General features: G+C 42.1%; 17 protein-coding genes and 2 riboswitches. All 17 genes read left to right on the plus strand.

Translation table 11 applies throughout. The features are described 5' to 3' along the window. Window positions 1–46 precede the first annotated feature (46 nt). Window positions 47–1,021 carry an N-acetylglucosamine kinase gene (locus BK582_RS07005; protein WP_078593706.1) on the plus strand — a complete coding sequence of 325 codons (975 nt, stop codon included), beginning with the start codon at window positions 47–49 and terminating at the stop codon, window positions 1,019–1,021. Further along, complete coding sequence (locus BK582_RS07010; protein ID WP_139368214.1) at window positions 1,018–2,310, plus strand: 6-phospho-beta-glucosidase; 1,293 nt, start codon at window positions 1,018–1,020, stop codon at window positions 2,308–2,310. The genes BK582_RS07005 and BK582_RS07010 overlap by 4 nt, the downstream gene beginning before the upstream one ends. Before the next feature lie 94 nt (window positions 2,311–2,404). Next, window positions 2,405–3,811, plus strand: coding sequence for an ABC transporter substrate-binding protein (locus BK582_RS07015; protein ID WP_218190709.1), 1,407 nt, complete (start codon window positions 2,405–2,407; stop codon window positions 3,809–3,811). Window positions 3,812–3,873: 62 nt separating this feature from the next. Next, window positions 3,874–4,779 carry a carbohydrate ABC transporter permease gene (locus BK582_RS07020; RefSeq protein ID WP_078593712.1) on the plus strand — a complete coding sequence of 302 codons (906 nt, stop codon included), beginning with the start codon at window positions 3,874–3,876 and terminating at the stop codon, window positions 4,777–4,779. A gap of 1 nt (window position 4,780) precedes the next feature. Then, entirely contained in the window at window positions 4,781–5,617 is an 837-nt protein-coding gene (locus BK582_RS07025) for a carbohydrate ABC transporter permease (protein WP_078593714.1), read from the plus strand. A 28-nt stretch (window positions 5,618–5,645) separates the two neighbouring features. Next, window positions 5,646–6,668: a hypothetical protein gene (locus tag BK582_RS07030; RefSeq protein WP_078593716.1), complete on the plus strand. Its 1,023-nt coding sequence runs from the start codon at window positions 5,646–5,648 to the stop codon at window positions 6,666–6,668. Between the two features lie 644 nt (window positions 6,669–7,312). Further along, window positions 7,313–7,395, plus strand: a riboswitch (cyclic di-GMP riboswitch). Window positions 7,396–7,563: 168 nt separating this feature from the next. Then, window positions 7,564–8,247: a LuxR C-terminal-related transcriptional regulator gene (locus BK582_RS07035; protein WP_078593718.1), complete on the plus strand. Its 684-nt coding sequence runs from the start codon at window positions 7,564–7,566 to the stop codon at window positions 8,245–8,247. A 451-nt stretch (window positions 8,248–8,698) separates the two neighbouring features. After that, the gene (locus BK582_RS07040) at window positions 8,699–10,399 is read left to right on the plus strand and encodes a methyl-accepting chemotaxis protein (protein ID WP_078593720.1); all 1,701 of its coding nucleotides are present in this window, start codon (window positions 8,699–8,701) and stop codon (window positions 10,397–10,399) included. A gap of 500 nt (window positions 10,400–10,899) precedes the next feature. After that, window positions 10,900–10,996: riboswitch (cyclic di-GMP riboswitch) on the plus strand. 187 nt (window positions 10,997–11,183) lie between these two features. Beyond that, window positions 11,184–12,017 (plus strand): MotA/TolQ/ExbB proton channel family protein, encoded by an 834-nt coding sequence (locus BK582_RS07045; RefSeq protein WP_078593722.1) that lies wholly within the window; start codon window positions 11,184–11,186, stop codon window positions 12,015–12,017. Further along, complete coding sequence (gene motS / locus BK582_RS07050; protein ID WP_276328201.1) at window positions 12,007–12,810, plus strand: flagellar motor protein MotS; 804 nt, start codon at window positions 12,007–12,009, stop codon at window positions 12,808–12,810. The genes BK582_RS07045 and motS overlap by 11 nt, the downstream gene beginning before the upstream one ends. Before the next feature lie 26 nt (window positions 12,811–12,836). Further along, window positions 12,837–13,298 carry a chemotaxis protein CheX gene (locus tag BK582_RS07055; protein WP_078593724.1) on the plus strand — a complete coding sequence of 154 codons (462 nt, stop codon included), beginning with the start codon at window positions 12,837–12,839 and terminating at the stop codon, window positions 13,296–13,298. Between the two features lie 20 nt (window positions 13,299–13,318). Further along, window positions 13,319–15,304, plus strand: a complete 1,986-nt coding sequence (locus BK582_RS07060) for a chemotaxis protein CheA (RefSeq protein WP_078593726.1) — start codon at window positions 13,319–13,321, stop codon at window positions 15,302–15,304. Between the two features lie 17 nt (window positions 15,305–15,321). Next, window positions 15,322–15,789, plus strand: a complete 468-nt coding sequence (locus BK582_RS07065) for a chemotaxis protein CheW (RefSeq protein WP_078593728.1) — start codon at window positions 15,322–15,324, stop codon at window positions 15,787–15,789. Window positions 15,790–15,808: 19 nt separating this feature from the next. Next, window positions 15,809–16,165 carry a response regulator gene (locus BK582_RS07070; RefSeq protein ID WP_078593730.1) on the plus strand — a complete coding sequence of 119 codons (357 nt, stop codon included), beginning with the start codon at window positions 15,809–15,811 and terminating at the stop codon, window positions 16,163–16,165. A 201-nt stretch (window positions 16,166–16,366) separates the two neighbouring features. Beyond that, on the plus strand, window positions 16,367–18,064 hold the full coding sequence (locus tag BK582_RS07075; protein WP_078597850.1) for a methyl-accepting chemotaxis protein: 1,698 nt from the start codon (window positions 16,367–16,369) through the stop codon (window positions 18,062–18,064). Window positions 18,065–18,173: 109 nt separating this feature from the next. Continuing rightward, window positions 18,174–18,803 (plus strand): response regulator transcription factor, encoded by a 630-nt coding sequence (locus BK582_RS07080; RefSeq protein ID WP_078593733.1) that lies wholly within the window; start codon window positions 18,174–18,176, stop codon window positions 18,801–18,803. A 9-nt stretch (window positions 18,804–18,812) separates the two neighbouring features. Beyond that, window positions 18,813–20,864 (plus strand): putative bifunctional diguanylate cyclase/phosphodiesterase, encoded by a 2,052-nt coding sequence (locus tag BK582_RS07085; RefSeq protein ID WP_078593735.1) that lies wholly within the window; start codon window positions 18,813–18,815, stop codon window positions 20,862–20,864. Window positions 20,865–21,000: the final 136 nt, after the last annotated feature.

The following is a 21,000-nucleotide window of genomic DNA, read 5'->3' on the forward strand; positions in this document are numbered from 1 at the left end:
ATAGGTATTTTAATTTAAAACAAACATTTAAAGGGGCATCACGATAATGTATTTTTTAGGAGTAGATGGTGGAGGGACGAAAACTTTCGCGATGATAACGGATGAAAACGGTCAGGTTCTTGCAACTGGCATCTCGGGTAACAGCAACTATCAAATAAATGCCACGCAGGCAAAACAAAACTTAGAACATGCGGTATTACAGGCGTTGACAGAGGCAGGGATTCAACGAGAGGCGATCACCAGCTCATGCTTTGGACTGGCAGGAGCGGACCGTCAAGTTGATTTCGTAAACTTGCAACAACTGGTTGGAGAATTGGATATTCCTAATTATGAAATCCATAATGATGCCCTCATCGCTTTGAAAGCGGCTGTGCCTGAATTTTACGGCATTACTCTTATATGCGGGACAGGAACAAATGCCATCGGAAGAGATCAAGGTGGAAAGGTGGTTCAAATAGGCGGTTTTGGCTATTGGTACGGCGATTACGGTGGAGGCTCTCATCTTTCCCTGGAAGTTTTCAGAAGTGTTATACGCTCCTGGGAAGGCAGAGAGACGGAAACGGCCCTTACTAATCTCGTGCTGAAGGAATTGAATTTCACCAGTGTAGAGGAAATGTATCATTATTATCTTGATCACCCGCAGGAATTTCCAAAGACGCTGACACCTTTATTATTTGAAGGGGCTGAGGAAAATGACCTGACAGCACTTTCGATTATCGAAAAACAAGTAGAAGAACTCTATTTGTCGGCAAGGGCGGTAAAGGAAAAAATGGCTGAAAAGGATAAAGAAGTCCCTCTCGTACTTGCAGGAAGTGTCATCCTTAAATCGAAAGATAACCTTCTTTTAAGGGAGTTTGAGGCTTATGCCCGTGAGCGTGATCCATCATTTCGAGTTTTACCGTTAACGACAGAACCAGTGGTTGGGGCCTGTCTGTTGGCGCTTAATCTAAACGGTGTTAACTCGGTAACAATCAAAAACAGAATGATAGAATCTCTACAGCGAAAGGTGGAGGAGTTGTGAAAATTGCAGTTATCGGCGGGGGTTCTTCGTATACACCTGAATTACTTGAGGGACTAATTGAAAACAGTCACGTATTGGGCCTGGAAGAAGTCTGGTTATGTGACGTCCCGGAAGGACAGGAAAAGCTGCAGGTGATCGAACAATTGGCAAATCGGATGGTAAAAGCTGCAGACAACCCTTTTACGGTCAATGCCACCCTGGAGCGTAAAGATGCTATTGTAGGTGCCGACTATGTCATTACGCAAATCCGGGTAGGGCAGCTGGAAATGAGGCGGAAGGATGAATATATCCCCCTTAAATACGGAGTAATAGGGCAGGAAACGACCGGACCGGGAGGGTTTATGAAGGCCTTGCGCACCATACCCGTTATTCTGGACATCTGCAAGGATATTGAAGAACTGGCACCTGACGCATGGCTGTTTAATTTTACAAATCCAGCCGGAGTGGTGACAGAAGCAGTGCTTAAATACAGTAAGGTGAAGACGGTCGGGCTTTGCAATAATCCAATTAATTATTACAAGAAGTTTGCCGCCCATTACGGTGTTTCGCTGGAAGATGTCAGTATTGATTTTGTTGGAATCAACCATCTGAACTGGATTACCGATTACTACATCCAAGGAGAATCGAAGCTTCATGAAGTACTGGCTGGAAAGCAGGCCGCTTATGAAGCTGAGAATATTCCCTCCTTCGATTGGGAGCCGTCATTTTTACAAAGCTTGGGAGCTATCCCGTCCGGTTACCACAAGTATTATTATCAGCAGGATAAAGTGTTGAAGAAACAGCTTGGTGAATTTAAGGAAAATCGGACGCGTGCCGATCAGGTAAAGGAAATTGAAGCGGAGTTATTTGAAAAATATAAGGACCCTGATTTATCTGAGAAGCCAAAGGAACTGGAAAAGCGGGGAGGGGCTTACTATTCGGAGGCGGCTGTGCAACTGATTAAGTCGGTTCACCTGAACTTGAAAAGGGTGCACACATTAAATGTCCAGAATAATGGTGCCATAGCTTGTTTACCTGACAATGCCTGTGTGGAAGTAAATTGCGTTGTAGAAAATCACCGTGTTACCCCATTGCAGACAGACCCTGGAAAAACAAGCCCTCAGATTCGTGGTTTGCTTCAGGTAGTGAAGGCATATGAAGAACTTACTGTAGAGGCCGCGGTAAAAAAGGATAAAGGGATAGCCATTCAAGCATTGTCAATTCATCCATTAGTTCCGTCTTATGAAATCGCTGAGAGTATTTTAAATGACATGCTTGCTGCAAATAAAAACTATGTTGATGGCTTTTAATAATATTTTTCTGAGGGGAGTGAGCCCTGATGCAGTAGTGGTGAAACGGACAGAGCCGGGAGTCATGTATTTTACTTATAAAAAGGAGGGGCAAATGTTGAGGAAATATAAGAGGTTTTTAACGTGGATGGCACTATCCGGGTTATTGCTGGCAGCGGCAGGATGCGGGAATGATGAGGACGCCGGTGCAGGTAACAGCGGCAATGATGATGTGGATAACGGCGCAGATGAGAATGTTTCTGATGGGGATGGCAATGACAATGATAATGATAATGGGGATGGGGAAGGGGCAGCAGGAGATGAGGAAGTTCAGCTGGAAATCTTCAGCTGGCGAAGCGGTGACACCGAAGAGTTTGATGCTATTATCGCCGAATTTAATCAAGAACATCCGAATATTCGGGTAAATTTTGATCCGACGACAGCACCTGAATATGACTCAGCGCTAAACACCCAATTAAGCACAGGTACCGGAGCAGACATATTCTTCGTACGTCCATTTGCTCTCGGGGAAAATATTTATGATGCCGGGCACCTGGAAGTCGTAACAGATGATGATATACCTAACATGTCCTCCGTGGAGGATATTCAACGTGATATTTACACTTCTTCAGAAACAGGAGAATTATATGCGGTTCCGTTTAACTATGTGTCCTACGGCTTCCTGTATAACAAAACAATGTTTGAAGATAATGGCTGGGAAGAGCCGGAGACATGGGATGATTTTTACTCCCTGCTTGATGAAATCAGTGACAGTGGTGTGACGCCATTAGCACTCGGAACAGCAGACGGCTGGGTAATTGACGAGATTGTTGCCAGCGGATTTTATCCGAGTTTTGTCGGTGGTGAACCTTGGAGAGAGAATTTATTGGTTGGAGAAAATCGTCTGACAGACCCTGAATATGTTGAATTCCTCGAGAATATTGCTCAATGGGGAGATTATATGCCAAGCAACTTTGAAGGAATCGGATACGTCGATGCACTTCAAATGTTTATGGCAGAAAATGCGGCCATCTGGGTAACTGGATCGTGGGCACTGACGGACTTGGATCAGGATGAAATCGCTTTCGATATCGATATGTTCCAGTCACCGGTGCAAAATGCCGGAGATCAGCGCTGGGTCGGCTTTAACGGTGGTGCCGGACTTGGAATAAATTCAGACTCAGAGCATATTGAAGAAGCGAAAACGTTCTTAAACTGGCTGATGGCCGAGGATCCCCAGGCACTTGTAATGAATCTGCTGCCTGGTCAGTTCCCGACAGCAGATGTTCCGCTGGATCAAATCGAGGATGAAGTAAACTTAAAGTGGCTGGAAGCCGGCGGGGCAGATGGAGAAAACTATGCTGTTGGTCTGGCATTTGATGTGTTAAATGGCGGAGATCCTACATTAGGCACGTTACAAATGGAGAATGTAACAGATTTGCTTGAAGGGCATATTACAGCGGAGGAAGCAGCAGAAAACATGGATGCAGGTTTATCAAACTGGTATGAACCTTTTCAGTAAAAGTAAGGTTGCTCAGGGCCTTTCCGTAAGGCCCTGAGCCTCTTGTTAAGGGGTGAACGTCGTTGAAATTCCATAAAAAGCTATTACTGTTTATTTTGCCGGCTTTTGTTATTTATTCCGGCTTTATGTTAATACCATTAATCTTATCGATGAGAGTATCCTTTTACGAGTTTTCTGGAATTGGAGATATGACCTTCATCGGACTGGATAATTTCCGCCGGCTTTTATTGGAAGAACCTTATAGTGTCAGGTTTTTCAATGCGGTTGGAAATACGTTTGAATTTTTCGCCTATACGATGGTGTTTCAAAATGTAACTGCACTGTTGCTGGCGTTAGCCTTAACAAGAGGATTAAAATTCACTGGTTTCTTCCGCACAGTCATCTTTATTCCGGTTACCTTGTCCCTGCTCATGATCGGGTTTGTATGGACATTAATGTTAAATCCAAACATTGGAGTAATTAATGAAGTCCTGACTATGATAGGCCTTGAAAATTTAACGAGGGCGTGGCTTGGTTCCGAAACGTGGGCCCTTCCGGTTGTGACAATGGTAAACGCCTGGCAGTATACCGGCCTGATGGTAATGTTATTTGTCGCCGGAATACAGGGGATACCAGAAGAGCGTTATGAAGCTGCGAGAATTGACGGGGCGAGAGGCTGGGCAATGTTCCGGCACATTACTTTGCCGCCGCTATACCCGATCATAGGGATTGTCACCATTATGACCTATATGGGTGTATTTAACCAATTTGATCTTGTATATGCGATGGTGGGATCTACTGGAGGGCCGAGATACTCCGTTGATGTGCTAGGAACCTTTTTCTACCGGACAGCCTTTGGAGGTTCCGGAGGTCAGATGCCACAGATGGGCTTAGGGGCGGCAATTGCCACGATGACTTTTCTCTTTATCGCAGTAGCCGTTTGTTTCTTCTTGTACTTATCGCACCTGAGAGCAAAGGGGGATCGATAACATGGTTAAAGGAAAAAAGGATAAGCTACTGGACATATTCATTTACTTGTTTTTGATCATAGCTGCTTTTATTGTTATCTATCCGTTATTTGTGATGGTGTCGACCTCGCTGAAAACAAATATGGAAGTATTGGTTAATCCATTTGGGCTGCCGACGGAGTTCAATCTGGACGGTTACCGCTATGTACTGGAAGTGGCAGGTTTCCCAACCTTCTTCCGGAACAGTATCATCATTACCGCTGTGTCATTATTCGTGTTGCTGCTTGTATCGGTCATGGCGAGTTATCCGTTATCCCGGTTTACCTTCCGGGGAAACCGCATGATTTATTTTTACTTTATTATAGGGGCAATGCTTCCGGCTCGTCTGGCTACGGTAAATATGTATCAGATTATCAACGCATTAGGGCTTTTTGATACGCTGTTTGCACTGATTTTAATTTATATTGCCATGACGATACCGATTTCCATTTTTATCATCGCTGGATTTATGGCGGAATTGCCGAGGGAACTGGATGAATCGGCGAGAATCGATGGGGCGTCAGATAGCAGAATTTTATTTTCGATCTGGGTGCCTTTACTGCGGCCGGCGTTAGCAACGGTTGCGATTTTTAACTTCATCCCGATCTGGAACGAATTTTTCTTCCCGTTGATTTTTATCAGCAGCGATCAATGGAAGCCGCTGCCCCTTGGTATCGCCCAATTCTTTGGCCAGTACCAGTCTGATTGGCCGACTGCGTTTGCTGCCTTGACGATAGCAATTCTGCCACCATTAATTTTCTACTTGATGGCTTCGAAGCACTTTATTAAAGGATTGACGGCAGGTGCCTTGAAAGGATAATTACAGGAAGGTGAGGGGTTGCAAAATTATGGATTTGATGAGACCATTCACGATGGGCACAAGTTACTTTGGGAACCGAATGGTGCAGCATGTGAAAAAGGATTTGGAAACTCTTAAGAAGGAAGGCTATACGGATATATTGCATACTGTATCAGAAAACGATCTGAAGTTTTACCGGGGAACAATGAAGGAGATCATTGAAGCGTCAAAGAAGGAAGGATTTACAGTAACGGTAAGCCCCTGGTCCATCGGTCTTGTCTTCGGAGGAGAAGCATTTTCCGAATTTCATATTCTGCACCCGGAAGCGTGCCAGGTGACACAGCATGGAAAGCAGCTCCCACAGGCATGTTTCAATCATCCCGAATTCCGCAAGTTCATGAAGGATTGGGTAGATGCGGTGAAAAAAATGGGGGCAGACGCCATTTTATGGGATGAACCCCACTGGGCTGGGAACGGTGGCTGGTATTCTATTAAAGATGATGAATGGACCTGCCGTTGTAAAACGTGCCAGGGCATTTTTGAGGAGAAAAGTGGCAGGCAGATGCCGGGAGAGTGGAGCACCGATGTGGAAGAGTTCCGTAAGGATAGTATGATAGACTTTTTAAAGGAAATGACGGACTATGCAAAAGGAAAAGACTTTACAAACATCATCTGCTTTTTCCCAAACCGCCGTAAATTCGAAGTGCCTTCCGAGTGGGAAGAAGCGGCATGCCTCGAAGGAGTAGATGTCTTTGCTACTGATCCATATTGGGTCGGAGCAAACTATGAGGTGGAAAAGTTCATATCCTTTTATGTGGAACAAGCTATTCGGATCGCAGAAGCCAATAACCTGAAAGTACAATTATATATTCAAAATTTCCGAATTGAAGAAGGGAAGGAGCATCAGGTAGAAACTGCTGTGCGTGTCGGATGGGAAAAGGGGATTCGCCACTTTTACACGTGGGGGTTCAACAGCTGCGGCCATATGTCCTTTTTAGCCAGTGATCGCCCAGAAAAAGCCTTTGAAAACTATCATGGGACACTTCGAAAACTAAAATCTAAAAAAGGTTAGAGGACAGAAGAACAGGTACAGCGTCCGGGTGATTATCAAGGTATTAGGATGAGCCTTCTGAGAATATATATAGTGCAGCAAGCATAATAATACAGGCAGATAAATAACTTATTTTATGACAAAAACACCTCGAACAAATTCGTTCTAGGTGTTTTTGTCATAAAATTGTTTATTGTTCTATTAATTGATTAATAAGAGAAAAAGTAACTGGGTCGGTTATACCTTTTTGTCCATGTCTGAAAGTACTGTATAAAAAGAAGAATTTGTAAAATCGGAAGGGGGATACTTTAGGCGAGTGCTGCTTGATGAGGTGTATCTAAAGGGCTATCAATCACTTTAAAGAGTTTTGACTTTGCTGTTATGAAGTAGTGAAAATTGTTTTTACGGACCAGGATAACAGTAACTTGTAAATATATATAGATCCTTTTTGATCTGTGCCAGGGTTATATAGGACTTTTTTCACACCGCATTACTAATTACACCCTGTACTTGTTACGTTTGGGATAGTTAATCTGTCCCTTTGTCCCTCAAAATATGTCAAAAATGCACAATTTATTGGATTTTTATGCTAATTTTTAAAAAAAAGGATTGCTTTATAAATAAAAGTACTGGTATTATTTAACTAGTTAATTTATATATCCAGAAAAAGAAAAAGGCAAAGCTGCGGAAACGTAGTGACGCAAAGCTACAGGGGCTAAGGTATGTGCTAAGCCAGCCAGTTACCGTTTCAGGAAGATACCAAACATCCTGCGGCAGTATTCCAGGGTGTTTTCTGTATTTTTATAGTAGTTTGGTATATTCCGAGATCACTTTCCCTATTAATTTCCCTATAATAAACTTGTTTTAAAACCAACTAATCTTATAAGAAAAATTATATATAGAGGTGGAATGTATAGTGTACATTGGGACAGTTAAAGAATCGTTAGTAAAAGTAAATTATATTGATCCGTTAAATCAGCTGTCTGATTCTTTAAAACAACATATTTTAAATGAGTCACAAAGTTTTTCTGAAAGCTCTAAAAGCAGCGGCTCTGTTAATAGTCCGCTGAGTAATCTCACTATTGTGATGATTGACGGGTTGGGGAGAAGGAAGCTGAAACATTTTTTTGACAGCGATATTAATGAATCAAGCTATCTGTTAGTAAGTGAAGATGCTGGAAATACAGATTTAATTTCATTTCTGAGATATCCTGTTTGCGGCATTGTATCGCTCTCCTTTTTAGAAAAACAGTTAGGAACTCTTCTGAGGGCGCTCGCTGAAACAGGAACAGTGCTGGAACCTGGTTTACTTGTCCAGGTAGCTCTAAAAATTGATGAAAAAAGAGAACAGAAGGAACCAATTAAGGAGCTGGTTCTTAATCGTAAAAAAGTAATTGGTATTTTTAATGACAAGGAAGCAGAAGTCTTCCAGTTAATTCTTCATGGCTGCAGTAACCAGGAGATAGGAAAAAAACTTTATTTCGCAAATTCTACTATCAATATGGTTGTCAGTAAGATTATCAGAAAGCTGGGAGTCAATGACCGGACAGCTGCTGTAAATAAAGCAATAAGGAATGGGTGGGTAGTTGCGGAGCGTTAGTTGTTATTTTCGAAAGGCTGCACGAGAAGGGAGGCGGCAGTATTGCTGAGGCAGAGCCTGGTAACAGACGACGCCATTCTTAGGCATATGCAGTTGTATTCAACCAGTACATAGATTTAGTATCAGTTTTTATAAAAGTCTTTGGTAAAGGCTGATGTTGATTTTTTCGCTTGTGTTGATTGTAGCGAAAGGAGGCGAGAGTGTCTCTTCCTCTTCCTGACTAGATCCGTAGAATATACGTCGAGACAAATCGACGCATTTGCGAAGGAGCGATGCTCTTGCCGGTCGGGAATAGCATTAGCTGAAGATCCCCTCGGAAGCCACTTTGGCTTCCGAGGTAGCTGAAGCAATGCCCGAGGCAAGCGAGTATCCTGTAGTGAAAATCAACATTAAAGTTTTACAGAGCTTAAGAAAACATAAATTATGATCTACTGAAGGGGAGTTAGTTAACGTGAAGTTTATAAAAAATTTAAAGATAGCGACAAAGATCAACCTGCTTGTTATTGGAATTTTACTGCTTTTTTCGCTGGGAATTGGTGTTGTAATTCAAAATAGTGTTGCTGAATCAGTAAAAGATATAGCGGTGAAGAAAGCGCAATCAGATTTGTATCTTTCGTACGCGGCAATTGATCAAGAGTATCCCGGCGCCTGGGAAATAAGGGATGGGCAATTATACAAAGGAGATACTTTAGTCAATGAAAATTATGAGATGGTAGATTTAATTGCTGAGGTAACCGGCGGCACGGTAACAATTTTTCAGGGAGATACCCGTGTTTCCACAAACGTAATTCTGGAAGACGGTGAGCGGGCAATCAATACACAGCCATCAGATGAGGTTATTCAAACCGTTTTAAACGAGGGGAACAGCTACTATGGCGAGGCGGATGTATTAGGCACATTGACTCAGACTGCTTATCAGCCGATTCTGGATGAGAGCGGAAATCCAATAGGAATTTGGTATGTTGGAGAGTCAACTGCTTTTATTGACGAAACAATAGCTTCTATCATTACCAGTTTAGTTATTGTACTTGCTGTGGGAGCAGTTATAGCGGCGGTCATTGTTTATTTATTTTCCAAAGGAATAAAAAAGCAGCTGGATAATGTGGGATTGGCATTGCAAAAAGCTGGACAAGGGGATTTTACATATGTGTTAAAAGCTGGTTCCAAAGATGAATTTGGACAGTTGTCCTCTAACTACAATCAAATGAAAGATAACTTAAAAGAGCTTATTGGCCAAGTTTTTGAGGCGACGGAAACGGTTACCAGCCAAAGTGAAGAGTTAACGCAATCATCAAACGAGGTAAAAGCGGGATCCCAGCAGATAGCGGGTACGATGCAGGAATTAGCTTCCGGTTCTGAATCGCAAGCCAGCTATGCAACAAACATCTCGGAAGAAATGGATGTCTTTGCCGGCCAGATGCAAGCGGCCAATGAAAACGGTGATGAGATATATGCTCTGTCGAATAATGTTTTGAAGATGACTAATGATGGCGGACAGCTTATGGAAGCGTCTGTTGAGCAGATGGAAAAGATCGACCGCATCGTCCAGGGGGCGGTCGGGAAGGTGAGAGGCTTAGATGCCCAGTCACAGGAAATAACTAAGTTAGTATCTGTCATTAAAGATATAGCGGATCAGACAAACTTACTTGCTTTAAATGCGGCGATAGAGGCAGCTCGCGCCGGAGAGCATGGCAAAGGCTTTGCCGTTGTCGCTGATGAAGTAAGAAAGCTTGCGGAGCAGGTCGGTGGTTCTGTTACAGATATAACGGGAATTGTCCGGAACATCCAGCTGGAATCAACAGCTGTGGCTGATTCCCTCCAAGTTGGATATGAAGAGGTGGAGAAAGGGACTAATCAAATTCAGGTTACCGGTGAAACTTTTAGCGGGATCGAGAATGCTGTCAAGGAGATGGTAAGCAGTATTCAGTCGGTCACGGACACCTTGTCGGCCATGACCTCCAGTACAAATAAAATGGGCTCCGCTATTGAGGAAATCGCCGCGGTAGCTGAGGAGGCGGCGGCAGGAGTTGAACAAACGTCTGCTTCGGCCCAGCAAACAAGCAGTTCCATGGAAGAAATCTCTAACAGCTCGGAGCAGCTGGCGGAGCTGGCAGAGGAGTTAAATAATCAAGTCAGGCAGTTTAAGTTTTAGGAAGTTCGGGCGGCTTCGGGTGGTGCCTGTCACCACCCGAAAAATCTTGTTTCACAGAAATTGTTTCACGGTACTTTCGGGTGATTCGGTGTTTATATTATGGCACCTGGCGATGATCCCCTGGTGGAACAATTAATAGGACTAAATAACTAGAGGAAGAGTAAAGTTTTTTGGGCAAACAAGCTTCCCTTAGCAGGGAAACAGATCTTTCTGGAAATCTGTCTGCCTTAATTAAGGGGAGCATTTCATGTTAGTTATGCCTTATTAAACCTATTACATAAGTAAGAGATTTCTTTGTTTGATCTGCAGAATATTCTTATTCCGTGCGGCTTTCACGACCATCTAAGAAGTCTGGCCAAGTAGTTACGGGCGATATAGTAATTGGAATTAACAGAATAAATGGAATATTTATATGACTATTGTATTATGGAAAATAATACTATATATTAGGTAAAGAGTTACTAAAGTCATGTTTAATTACAAATAAATGGATTGAATTTAGTTGATAAAGGCAAACTGCTTGAAAAAGTAGGACGCAAAGCCTAGGATCTAAGGTGGTCTTTTGTATTTGACTACTATGACCGCCTGGTTGCCATACTTGATTTATTGTTATCAATAAAACTTGTCTGGTCATTCTTAAGGTTAAGGAATGGCCTTTTGTTCGAGTTATTAGTTTTAATTTAAAAGTTTTTCAGGTTAGCAGGGAGACCAGACAAATCTCCCAATATATGAAATTTACTTGTTAGCAATTAGACATAGTTATGTACAGAACAGGAGTATGAAGATGAAGAAATTAGACGTTCTTACACCCGTAGGAATTATTGTAGGAATCATAATGATGTTAGCAGCAGTTTATTTTAATGATGCAGGAACCGGCCGTTTAGACGACTTTATAAAAATGGCGCCTGTACTTATTGTTACAGGAGGTCTCGTTTCAGCTATATTAATTAACTTTTCAATGGAAGACTTACGCTCTGTTCCGAAAACAGTTAAGGAAGCTTTTCAGAACAACCAGCAGGATACGAAAGAAACTATCGATTCTTTTTTGGAAATGGCCGAGTTAGCCAGAAGAGAAGGTTTACTGTCAATCGAGTCTGAAGTTGATGAAATGAGAGATCCCTTCCTTCAAAAAGGGATGAGATTAGCTATTGATGGGGAAGATCCGGAAATCATTAAAGATATATTAACAGCCGATATTGCTGCAATGAAAAGCAGGCACACGGAAAGCAGGGAGATTTTAGAAAAAGCGGGAGAGTATGCACCAGCCTGGGGGATGATTGGTACATTAGTGGGATTAGTGTTAATGCTTCAGAATTTAGATGATCCATCCTCTCTTGGCCCTAGTATGGCAATAGCATTATTAACGACACTGTATGGTTCCTTATTAGCAAACTTAATATTCCTTCCAATGGCAAATAAATTAAAATCTAACACTAAAAAGGAAGTTTATTTTAAGCAAATCACTGTAGAAGGCCTCATCGGTGTTCAATCCGGGCAGAGCCCTAAGAAGCTGCGGGATAAGCTGTATGCTTTCCTCCCTAAGGCCATCAGTGAAGCAGACAATGAAGAAAGTAAAGGGAAGGAACAAACATTAGAGGGTGATCTGGGTGCCGGATAATAATTTTAACTACGATGACGAGGAACAGGAAAAAGGTGCTCCTAAGTGGATGGTCACATACTCGGATATGGTAACGCTGCTGCTTGTATTTTTTGTACTTCTATTCTCTATATCTTCTGTTGATGCTCAAAAATTTCGTTCCCTGGCAGAATCAATGCGGGGCGACAACATTCATGAAGGGTATGAATCTATTATAGAGAACCAGTATCAACCAGCATCAAACCCGGAGATCGCAGAGGCTGCAGATGGTGAAGAAGATAGTGAAGAAAAAAACGAAGAAGAGTATGAAGAAAGCAATGAAGATAATAGTGAAGAAGAGCCAAGCCTGGATGAATTACTGAAGAAAATAAACAAGTACATAGAGGAGAATGGGCTGGAAGAAGTAATATCGGCTGCCAGGGATAAAAGAGGGGTGCTGGTTATCTTACAAGGTAATATTCTGTTCGATACAGCAAGTGCTGAAATTATTGACGAAGCTTTCCCTGTCCTTGAAGAAGTTGCCTCGTTATTAAATGAAGTTTCCAATCCGGTTGAAGTACAGGGGCATACTGATGACCGGCCGATTAATACTTACCGTTTTCCTTCCAACTGGGAGCTTTCCGGTGCCAGAGCCAGCCGGATAGTGAGAGAGCTGATAGAGGAGTCTGTAGATTCTTCAAGACTTCTGTCCGTTGGATACGGGGAGAAGGAACCGATAGCTTCTAATGCCACAAAAGAAGGCAGACAGAAAAACCGCAGGGTAACTATAGTAATTATTGATACCAGTGCTGAAAACGAAAGTGAAGACCAATAAAACAGGCTTAATGAGAGGGGAAAAAAATGATTAAAACAACAGAAAAAAGCAGTTCGAACACTCACTTACTGAATGGCACAATTTCATCTATGGCTTCTATTATACCTATACCTATCGAACTCCAGGAATCACACCCCCACGGCAGTAAAGTTATATTTGAATTTGGGGTGCTGATTGGCATTACTGGAGGAATGAAAGGCAAGATGCTGTTAACAGGAGAATCAAAGGTGTTTGGAGCCATAGGAGCAAAAATGTTTGGAATGCCGCTGGAAGGGGAGATGCTGTCTTCCTTTTGTGGAGAATTAGGAAACATGATTGCCGGCGGGATGGCTACTCACCTTAGTGAACAAGGAATTGTTATAGACATTACATCTCCAACCCTGTTAGAAGGGCAAACAACTCTTACGGGCTATGAAAATGCTTTACAAGTACCGGTCCGTTTAGAAAACACCGGAGAAATAAAGGTTTATTTACTGCAAGACGCATAGACCCAAAGGAGGCCTCACACATGGATACAATGGAGTACATAGATATGTTTCTGGATGAAAGCCGGGAACACCTGCAGGCCGTAAACGATCACCTGCTGGTTCTCGAAAAGAATCCTTCAGAAGTAAGTCTTGTAAATGAAATTTTCCGGTCAGCTCACACCTTAAAAGGTATGGCGGCCACAATGCAATTTGAGGATATTGCCTCTTTAACCCATCAAATGGAAAATGTGCTGGACTTAATTCGAAATGAAAAATTAAGTGTAACAACCGAAGTAATCGATATTACTTTTGAAGCTGTTGAATCATTAGAAAAAATGGTGGAGGACATCAGCCGGGACGGCACCGGGAAGAAAGATGTTTCTCACCTTGTTTCGAGGTTAGAACAAATAGAAAAAGGGAGTTCTCCAGAAACGAATAATCCTGCACAGAAGCAGCCGCCTTCTTCGGCATCTTTTGATATTTCATTAGATGAGTATCAGGGCACCGTGGTAAATCAAGCAAAGGAACAGGGTTACCAGGCAATTCAGCTCAACATCAGCCTCAAGGAAGACTGTGTGCTGAAAGCAGCAAGGGTGTTTATGGTGTTTGAAGTTCTGGAGGAAGCTGGCGAAGTCATCAAGGCCGTCCCTTCCGTTGAAGAATTGGAACAGGAAGAATTTGACCGGAATTTTTCAGTGATTTTATTGACAGAGGAAAAAAAAGAGGTAGTGCTGGAGAAAATTTTAAAAGTTTCAGAGGTGGAAGAAGTAACAACCGCTTCCTTCACTCCAGCTAAGGAAGAAAGTGAAAACAGCGAAAAAACATCTAACGAGTCTGAAAGTGAAAACGAGAGCGCTGAACAATCACAGCAGCGTTCCTCAAAAACGATTCGGGTAAATCTCGAAAGAATAGACGGTTTGATGAATTTATTCGAGGAAATGGTTATTGACCGGGGAAGGCTGGAAGACCTCTCTCAAAAGATTGGAAATAAAGACCTCAGCGAAACAGTTGAACATCTCGCCCGTATTTCACAGGATATGCAAGGTATGATGTTAACGATGAGAATGGTGCCCGTTGAACAGGTATTTAACCGTTTTCCGCGTATGGTAAGGGGACTGGCGAAGGATTTAAACAAAGAGATTGAGCTGGAGATCATTGGAGCAGAAACGGAACTGGACCGGACTGTAGTAGATGAAATCGGAGATCCTTTAGTCCACCTTATTCGAAATTCTATTGATCATGGTATTGAAACGCCGGAGAAACGGAAGGAACAGGGAAAAACTGAAGCTGGAACGCTTACTTTGAGGGCCTACCACAGTGGAAATAGTGTATTTATTGAAATAGAGGATGATGGGGCTGGAATTAACCGGGAGAAAGTGATGGACAAGGCAATAGCTAATGGGCTGCTTACGAGAGACAGGGCAGAACAACTGACCAAGGATAAGATCGAGAATTTAATCTTTTCATCAGGCTTCAGTACAGCTGAAACAGTTTCTGATATTTCAGGGCGGGGGGTCGGCCTTGACGTTGTCAGAAGTAAGATTGAATCGCTCGGAGGCCAAATCGCTGTGGAATCAGAACCTGGCCGTGGAAGTAAGTTTTCCATTCAGCTCCCTTTAACCCTTTCTATTCTTTCTGTACTTCTGGTGAAAGTTGCGGACGAAATTTACGGAGTGCCGCTTTCTTCTATTGAAGAAACTGTCCTGTTAAATAAGGAGCACATTAAGTACATACAAAAGAATCCTGTTATGGATTTTAGAGGAAAGGTCATTCCGGTAGTTTCCTTAGCAGAGATACTGAACACTCCTGGTAATGAAGCTGCTGACTCTTCGGTTAAACCGGTTGTGGTAGTCAAAAAAGGAGAAAAGATGGCAGGGTTGGTTGTCGATTCCTTTATTGGACAAAAGGAAGTGGTTCTTAAATCATTGGGAAGCTACTTACAGGATATTTTCGCGATCTCTGGTGCGACCATTCTAGGCGATGGAGGAGTATCTTTAATAATTGATCCAAATGCTCTAATTAAGTAAAAACAGGAGGAATTCCAGTGGAAAATACAATAAAAGTAATTGTTTTTCAACTCCATAATGAACAATACGGAGTGAATATCCAGCAGGTTCGTTCCATTGAAAAACTGCTGAATGTAACACCTGTTCCAGGTACAGCTGATTTTATCAAAGGGGTGATTAACCTCCGGGGAGATATTACCCCGATTATTGATTTAAAAGATCGGCTTCAAATTGGGAAAACGGAATATACCGACCATACTCGTGTACTGATTATTAATATAGAGTCTATACAAATGGGGTTAATTGTGGATAATGCTACAGATGTGCTCGATATAGAACAGTCCATTATTGATGCTCCGCCGGAAGTGATCGGAGGGGTTACTGAGGAATATTTATCCGGGGTCGCAAAAATAGATGACCGTCTGCTGATTTTATTAGATTTAGAGCGTATCTTAAATTTTCAGGAGCTGAACGAAGTAGAAAAGGCTGCGGCTAAGCAGCTGTAAACAAAAGGAGGAACTTACCATGGCAAGAGTATTAGTAACCGATGATGCAGCATTTATGAGAATGCAGCTGAAGAATATTTTGACAGGTTTAGGACATGAAGTAGTTGGAGAAGCAGAAAACGGAAAGGTTTCCGTGGAATTGTATGAGGAATTAAGACCGGACCTGGTGACAATGGATATTACTATGCCGGAAATGAACGGGGTAGAAGCCGTCAAAGAGATTAAAAAAATCGATGATAAAGCAAAGATCATTATGTGTTCAGCCATGGGCCAGCAAGGGATGGTTGTAGAAGCAATTCAGTCAGGTGCAAAGGATTTTATCGTAAAGCCTTTCACTCCGGAAAGAATAGCCGAAGCAGTGGGCAAGTTATTTTAATTTATCCCGATGAAATCGTCCGTAAAACTCCCCACTCAAAACATGAGTTGAACCTGTGATGTTCAGGTGGGAGATAACGGACGCTAACATCCCGATTGGTTCAGCTGACAATCAGTGGGGGATGAACAAAACCCCCACTGATTGAAGGCTCACTTTATAATGCTGGAAGAACTGCAAAACATGAACAGAGGTGCAAAGGAAATGAAAAATATATTTAATTTCAGGAGTATCCGAGCGAAGATTTTGTCCGGTTTCTCCGTAGTTATTCTATTAGTACTTTGCTTAGGAATCTTCAATTTTATTAGTATTAATAATATTACTAACAGCACAAATGATATTGTGGAAAATCAGCTTCCTGTATTAGTGGCAGACCAGACACTCGCATTTAATTTATCTCAGCGTATTGGGTTAGCCAGAGGCTACGTTTTATATGAAGACGAAGAGCTTAGAGAGCAATTTGAAGTATACAGCAAGGAAAGTGCTGAATTAGAAGAACAACTTTTAGCCGGCGGCAGGTCGGAAGAATTCCGCGACCTGGCAGAAAGAAGTGCAGCATGGAACGAACTAGTTGTAAGTGAGGTATTTGGGGAATATGACCGGGGATTCAAAACCAAAGCCAGGAATACACTTCGGGATGAAGCTCAACCTCTGGGCAGAGAAATCATGGATGGTTTACGAGCTCTTTCTACTCAGAGCGAGTCCCAGATTGCAGCTGAAGGGGAAGCGGTCGTCTCTTATGGCCAAGTCTTATTAATAATGGGTACCATCGTTTCTGTTCTTGTAGTTCTGTTAGGGGTTGGATCAGCGTTATTTACTTCCCGGATCATTTCCCGCCCTATTAATGCTGTCATGGGAAGGATGAAAGCAATTGCAGATGGCGATTTAGACCATGCACCGCTGAGATCTAAAGCCAGGGATGAAATTGGCCAGCTTGTGCATGCTGCAAACGAAATGAACGAGAATATGCGTGCATTGCTGAGCCAGATTACTACCGTTTCAGAAACAGTAAGCAGCCAAAGCGAAGAGTTAACACAGTCTGCCGGTGAAGTGAAGGCAGGATCACAGCAGGTGGCGGGCACAATGCAGGAACTGGCTTCAGGTACAGAGACACAAGCAACTAATGCAACAAACCTTTCGTCCATGATGGAAACATTCTCAGGAAAAATGAAAGAAACATCCACAAAGGGGAAGGACGTGTACCAATCTTCCCACAATGTTTTGGGTATGACGACTGAAGGCGGCCAATTAATGGAACGATCTGTAGAGCAGATGGCTATGATTGACCAAATCGTGCAGGAGGCAGTACAAAAAGTTAAAGGTTTAGATACACAGTCACAGGAAATTTCAAAATTGGTATTAGTCATTAAAGACATTGCTGATCAGACTAATCTTCTTGCACTTAACGCAGCCATCGAAGCAGCACGTGCGGGAGAACATGGTAAAGGGTTTGCAGTTGTTGCAGATGAAGTACGAAAGCTGGCAGAACAGGTAGGGGATTCGGTTAAGGATATTACAGGGATTGTAGCTGATATTCAGACGGAGTCCACCGGTGTAGCAGAGTCCTTGCAAGGTGGTTATCTTGAAGTAGAAAAAGGAACAAGCCAAATTAAGACTACTGGTGAGACATTTGCAAAAATAGAAGAATCTGTAAAAGAAATGGTGGACAACATTCAGGCCGTTACTGATAATATATCCTCTATGTCTTCAGACAGTGTCGAGATGAGTACTTTTATTGAAGAAATTGCTGCTGTTTCCCAACAGGCTGCCGCGGGCGTGGAGCAAACTTCTGCCTCTGCACAGCAGACAAGCAGCTCAATGGAAGAGATTTCCGACAGCTCAGAGGATCTGGCAAGGTTAGCAGAAGAATTAAATGGGCATGTCCGTAAGTTTAAATTCTAAATTCAATACTTATTAAAACGATTAAACCAAGGAGAATTAGCAGTTGTGATTAACCATAACTGCTTTTTCAAGATTAAGAAATAACATTGTAGCTAATAGTGGAGGCACTATGAACTGTATACTCATTCAAGAACCCTCTCTTATGCGGGAGGCGATGATCCGTCTGTTGAGCGATAATTTCCCTGATGATTCATTTACTTATGGAACCAGTCAATTTATCAATCAATCAAACCACAATTCCGTTGATATCGTTATTATCGATGTGGAAACAGAAGGAGAGATTCTGCCGACCGCTCGTCTTTATAAAAAACAGCAGAAAAAAGTCATCATATGGGGAAACCCTTTCAATAAGAATGAATTAACAGAGTTGTTCAAATTAGATTTAGAGGGATATTTATATAGAACAATGGTTAAAGAAGAGGTTTTAAGCGCACTAAATATAATCCTCAAAGGTGGAAAATATATTCACCCTGCTCTCTCCAATGTATTGTTAGAGGAATATTTAGCTCTTACAAATGAGGCTGGAAACAGACCTGATAAACTACTGACCAAAAGAGAATGGGATATACTGGAGCTGATTACTCAAGGATACAGTAATGAGCAAATTTCAAAGCAGATGGTTATTTCTGACGGTACTGTAAAGAATCATGTCAGCAATTTACTTAAAAAATTGGGGGTTGCTGACAGAACAAACGCAGTATTAACCGCTATACGTAACCGATGGTTTATTATCAAATAGGAGGATCTCATGAAAAAATTCTCTTTTGGGAGGTCGAGCACCTTTTGGCTCAAGGCGGGCACTAATTTAGCAGCTGTTGCAGGGGCGGGGTTACTTCTTATATTTGTTTACCAGCAATTTTTTCCCCCTCCGGGAGAGTCCTGGCAGTTTTTACTTCCTGCTTTCAGTTTAGTAGTGGTAATGCTGATTATTATAAATATGCTGGTAATGCGGTCTTATCTGTCTGGAATATCAGAAATATTCGATAAGCTTGGAAAAGGTCATTCGCCCAGCGAGATAAAGGGAGTCGATCCACAGTCAGAAATTGGGGCAGTTGTAGAACAGTTTAACACGCTGATGAGCGAATTAAGAGAATATAAAGAAGCGAGTTATCAAAAAGCATTAGAACTTCAGCAGCAACAAAGGTTTCTGGAGCGTGTGATTAATCAAAACCCTAATGGTATCTATGCCATCAATAACGATGGAGTATACAGAGTTGCCAACAAAGCATTTGCTGATTTATATAATTCCACACCAGAAGAAATTATTGGTTTAACAGAAGAAGAATTCAACCCTTCAATAAGCGATATTCAAAAATACAGGGAAATTAATAAAGAGGTTATAACGTTGAGGAAGGAGATCGAGATAGAGGACTTCCTCATCGACGAAAATGGAAAGAAACGATGGTTTCATATCGGAAAGGTTCCGATTAATCAGGGAGGGGAACAACTAGTCCTGACCGTAGCAACTGAAATTACAGATCGTAAAGCCCATGAACAAAGTATGGAAAAACTGGCTTATTATGATGACTTAACGAGCTTGCCCAACCGCAAATCTTTTCAAATTAAACTGGCGGAGGAAATAGAGAGGAAAAGATCAACTAATGAGAATTTTGCTTTACTGTTCCTGGACTTAGACCGGTTTAAATATATTAATGATACGTTTGGCCACGACGCTGGTGATGCGATACTGGTAATGGCAAGTGAACGTCTCAGCAATTGTCTTTCAGGGGAAGGGATATTATTCAGGTTAGGTGGAGACGAGTTTACCATTCTATTACCTTCAATTCAAAGATTAGAGGACGCCACAGAGCAGTCTAAAAGAATTTTAGCGGCATTAGGTGAGCCTTATAACTTCCGGGATAATATATTAATTTCTACCGGAAGTATAGGAGTCAGCATTTTTTCCGGGGAACAGGATGTAAATACTCTGACTAAGCAAGCTGATATTGCTATGTATAAGGCCAAGGAACAAGGGAAGAACACCTTCCGCATTTACACAGAAGACATGGAAACGGAAGTAGCGTCCAAATTAAGGCTGGAAATGGATTTGTACAATGCGGTAGCCCAGGAAGAACTATTCCTTCAATACCAGCCGATCGTTGATACAATGAACGGGGATATAACCGGCATGGAAGCGTTAATCAGGTGGGAGCATCCGCAGCTTGGCCTCATCTCCCCAAATGCTTTTATTCCAATTGCAGAAGAAACGGGATTAATTCATGTTATAGGAGAGTGGGTTTTATACAATGCCTGCCGTCAGCAGAAGGAATGGCAGCAAAGAGGGATGAAACCGATAAAAGTTTCTGTGAACTTGTCGCCTGTTCAGCTGACTGATGAGAAATTGTATGAAAGAGTTAAGACGATTTTACAGGAAACAGAATTTGAACCGGAACTCTTAGAATTAGAAATTACCGAATCTACCATAATGGAGAATAAACGAACGGTTGTGAAACTCCTCAAACGATTCCGGAGACTCGGTGTGCGGATAGCTATCGATGATTTTGGAACAGGTTATTCTTCTTTAAATGTGTTAAAGCGTCTCCCGGTCGACACGCTTAAAGTAGACCGTTCTATCGTTCAGCATTTGCTTGAGAGAGAAATAGACGATGTGATTTTAAACGCCGTATTCGATATTGCGAAAAAAATGAACTTGATAGTGGTCGCTGAAGGGATAGAAACAAAGGAACAATTATTATATCTGAAAGGAAAGTACTGTCATAATGTTCAAGGCTTTTTCTTCAGCCAGCCATTAACGAACGATCAATTTATGGATTACGTACGGAACCAAAAGACAGCTTAGCGGTCCGCGGTGCCTGGTGTATGAAATAATAAATGTCGAATCATCTTCGATGTAATGGAGGTTAAAAGAGGATAAAAAAAGACCCCAGCGACTATGTGTAGTAAGATAAGGCTACCTGACAAGAAAGCCTCATCCT

Source organism: Evansella clarkii (assembly GCF_002019695.1).
GTDB classification, from domain to species: Bacteria; Bacillota; Bacilli; order Bacillales; family Salisediminibacteriaceae; genus Evansella; species Evansella clarkii.

Bases quoted from the DNA above. Each gene is read 5' to 3' on its own strand.
- BK582_RS07005 (WP_078593706.1), top strand. From the start codon at position 47: ATGTATTTTTTAGGAGTAGATGGTGGAGGGACGAAAACTTTCGCGATG.
- BK582_RS07015 (WP_218190709.1), top strand. From the start codon at position 2,405: ATGTTGAGGAAATATAAGAGGTTTTTAACGTGGATGGCACTATCCGGG.
- BK582_RS07025 (WP_078593714.1), top strand. From the start codon at position 4,781: ATGGTTAAAGGAAAAAAGGATAAGCTACTGGACATATTCATTTACTTG.
- BK582_RS07030 (WP_078593716.1), top strand. From the start codon at position 5,646: ATGGATTTGATGAGACCATTCACGATGGGCACAAGTTACTTTGGGAAC.
- BK582_RS07045 (WP_078593722.1), top strand. From the start codon at position 11,184: ATGAAGAAATTAGACGTTCTTACACCCGTAGGAATTATTGTAGGAATC.
- BK582_RS07055 (WP_078593724.1), top strand. From the start codon at position 12,837: ATGATTAAAACAACAGAAAAAAGCAGTTCGAACACTCACTTACTGAAT.
- BK582_RS07060 (WP_078593726.1), top strand. From the start codon at position 13,319: ATGGATACAATGGAGTACATAGATATGTTTCTGGATGAAAGCCGGGAA.
- BK582_RS07070 (WP_078593730.1), top strand. From the start codon at position 15,809: ATGGCAAGAGTATTAGTAACCGATGATGCAGCATTTATGAGAATGCAG.
- BK582_RS07075 (WP_078597850.1), top strand. From the start codon at position 16,367: ATGAAAAATATATTTAATTTCAGGAGTATCCGAGCGAAGATTTTGTCC.
- BK582_RS07080 (WP_078593733.1), top strand. From the start codon at position 18,174: ATGAACTGTATACTCATTCAAGAACCCTCTCTTATGCGGGAGGCGATG.
- BK582_RS07085 (WP_078593735.1), top strand. From the start codon at position 18,813: ATGAAAAAATTCTCTTTTGGGAGGTCGAGCACCTTTTGGCTCAAGGCG.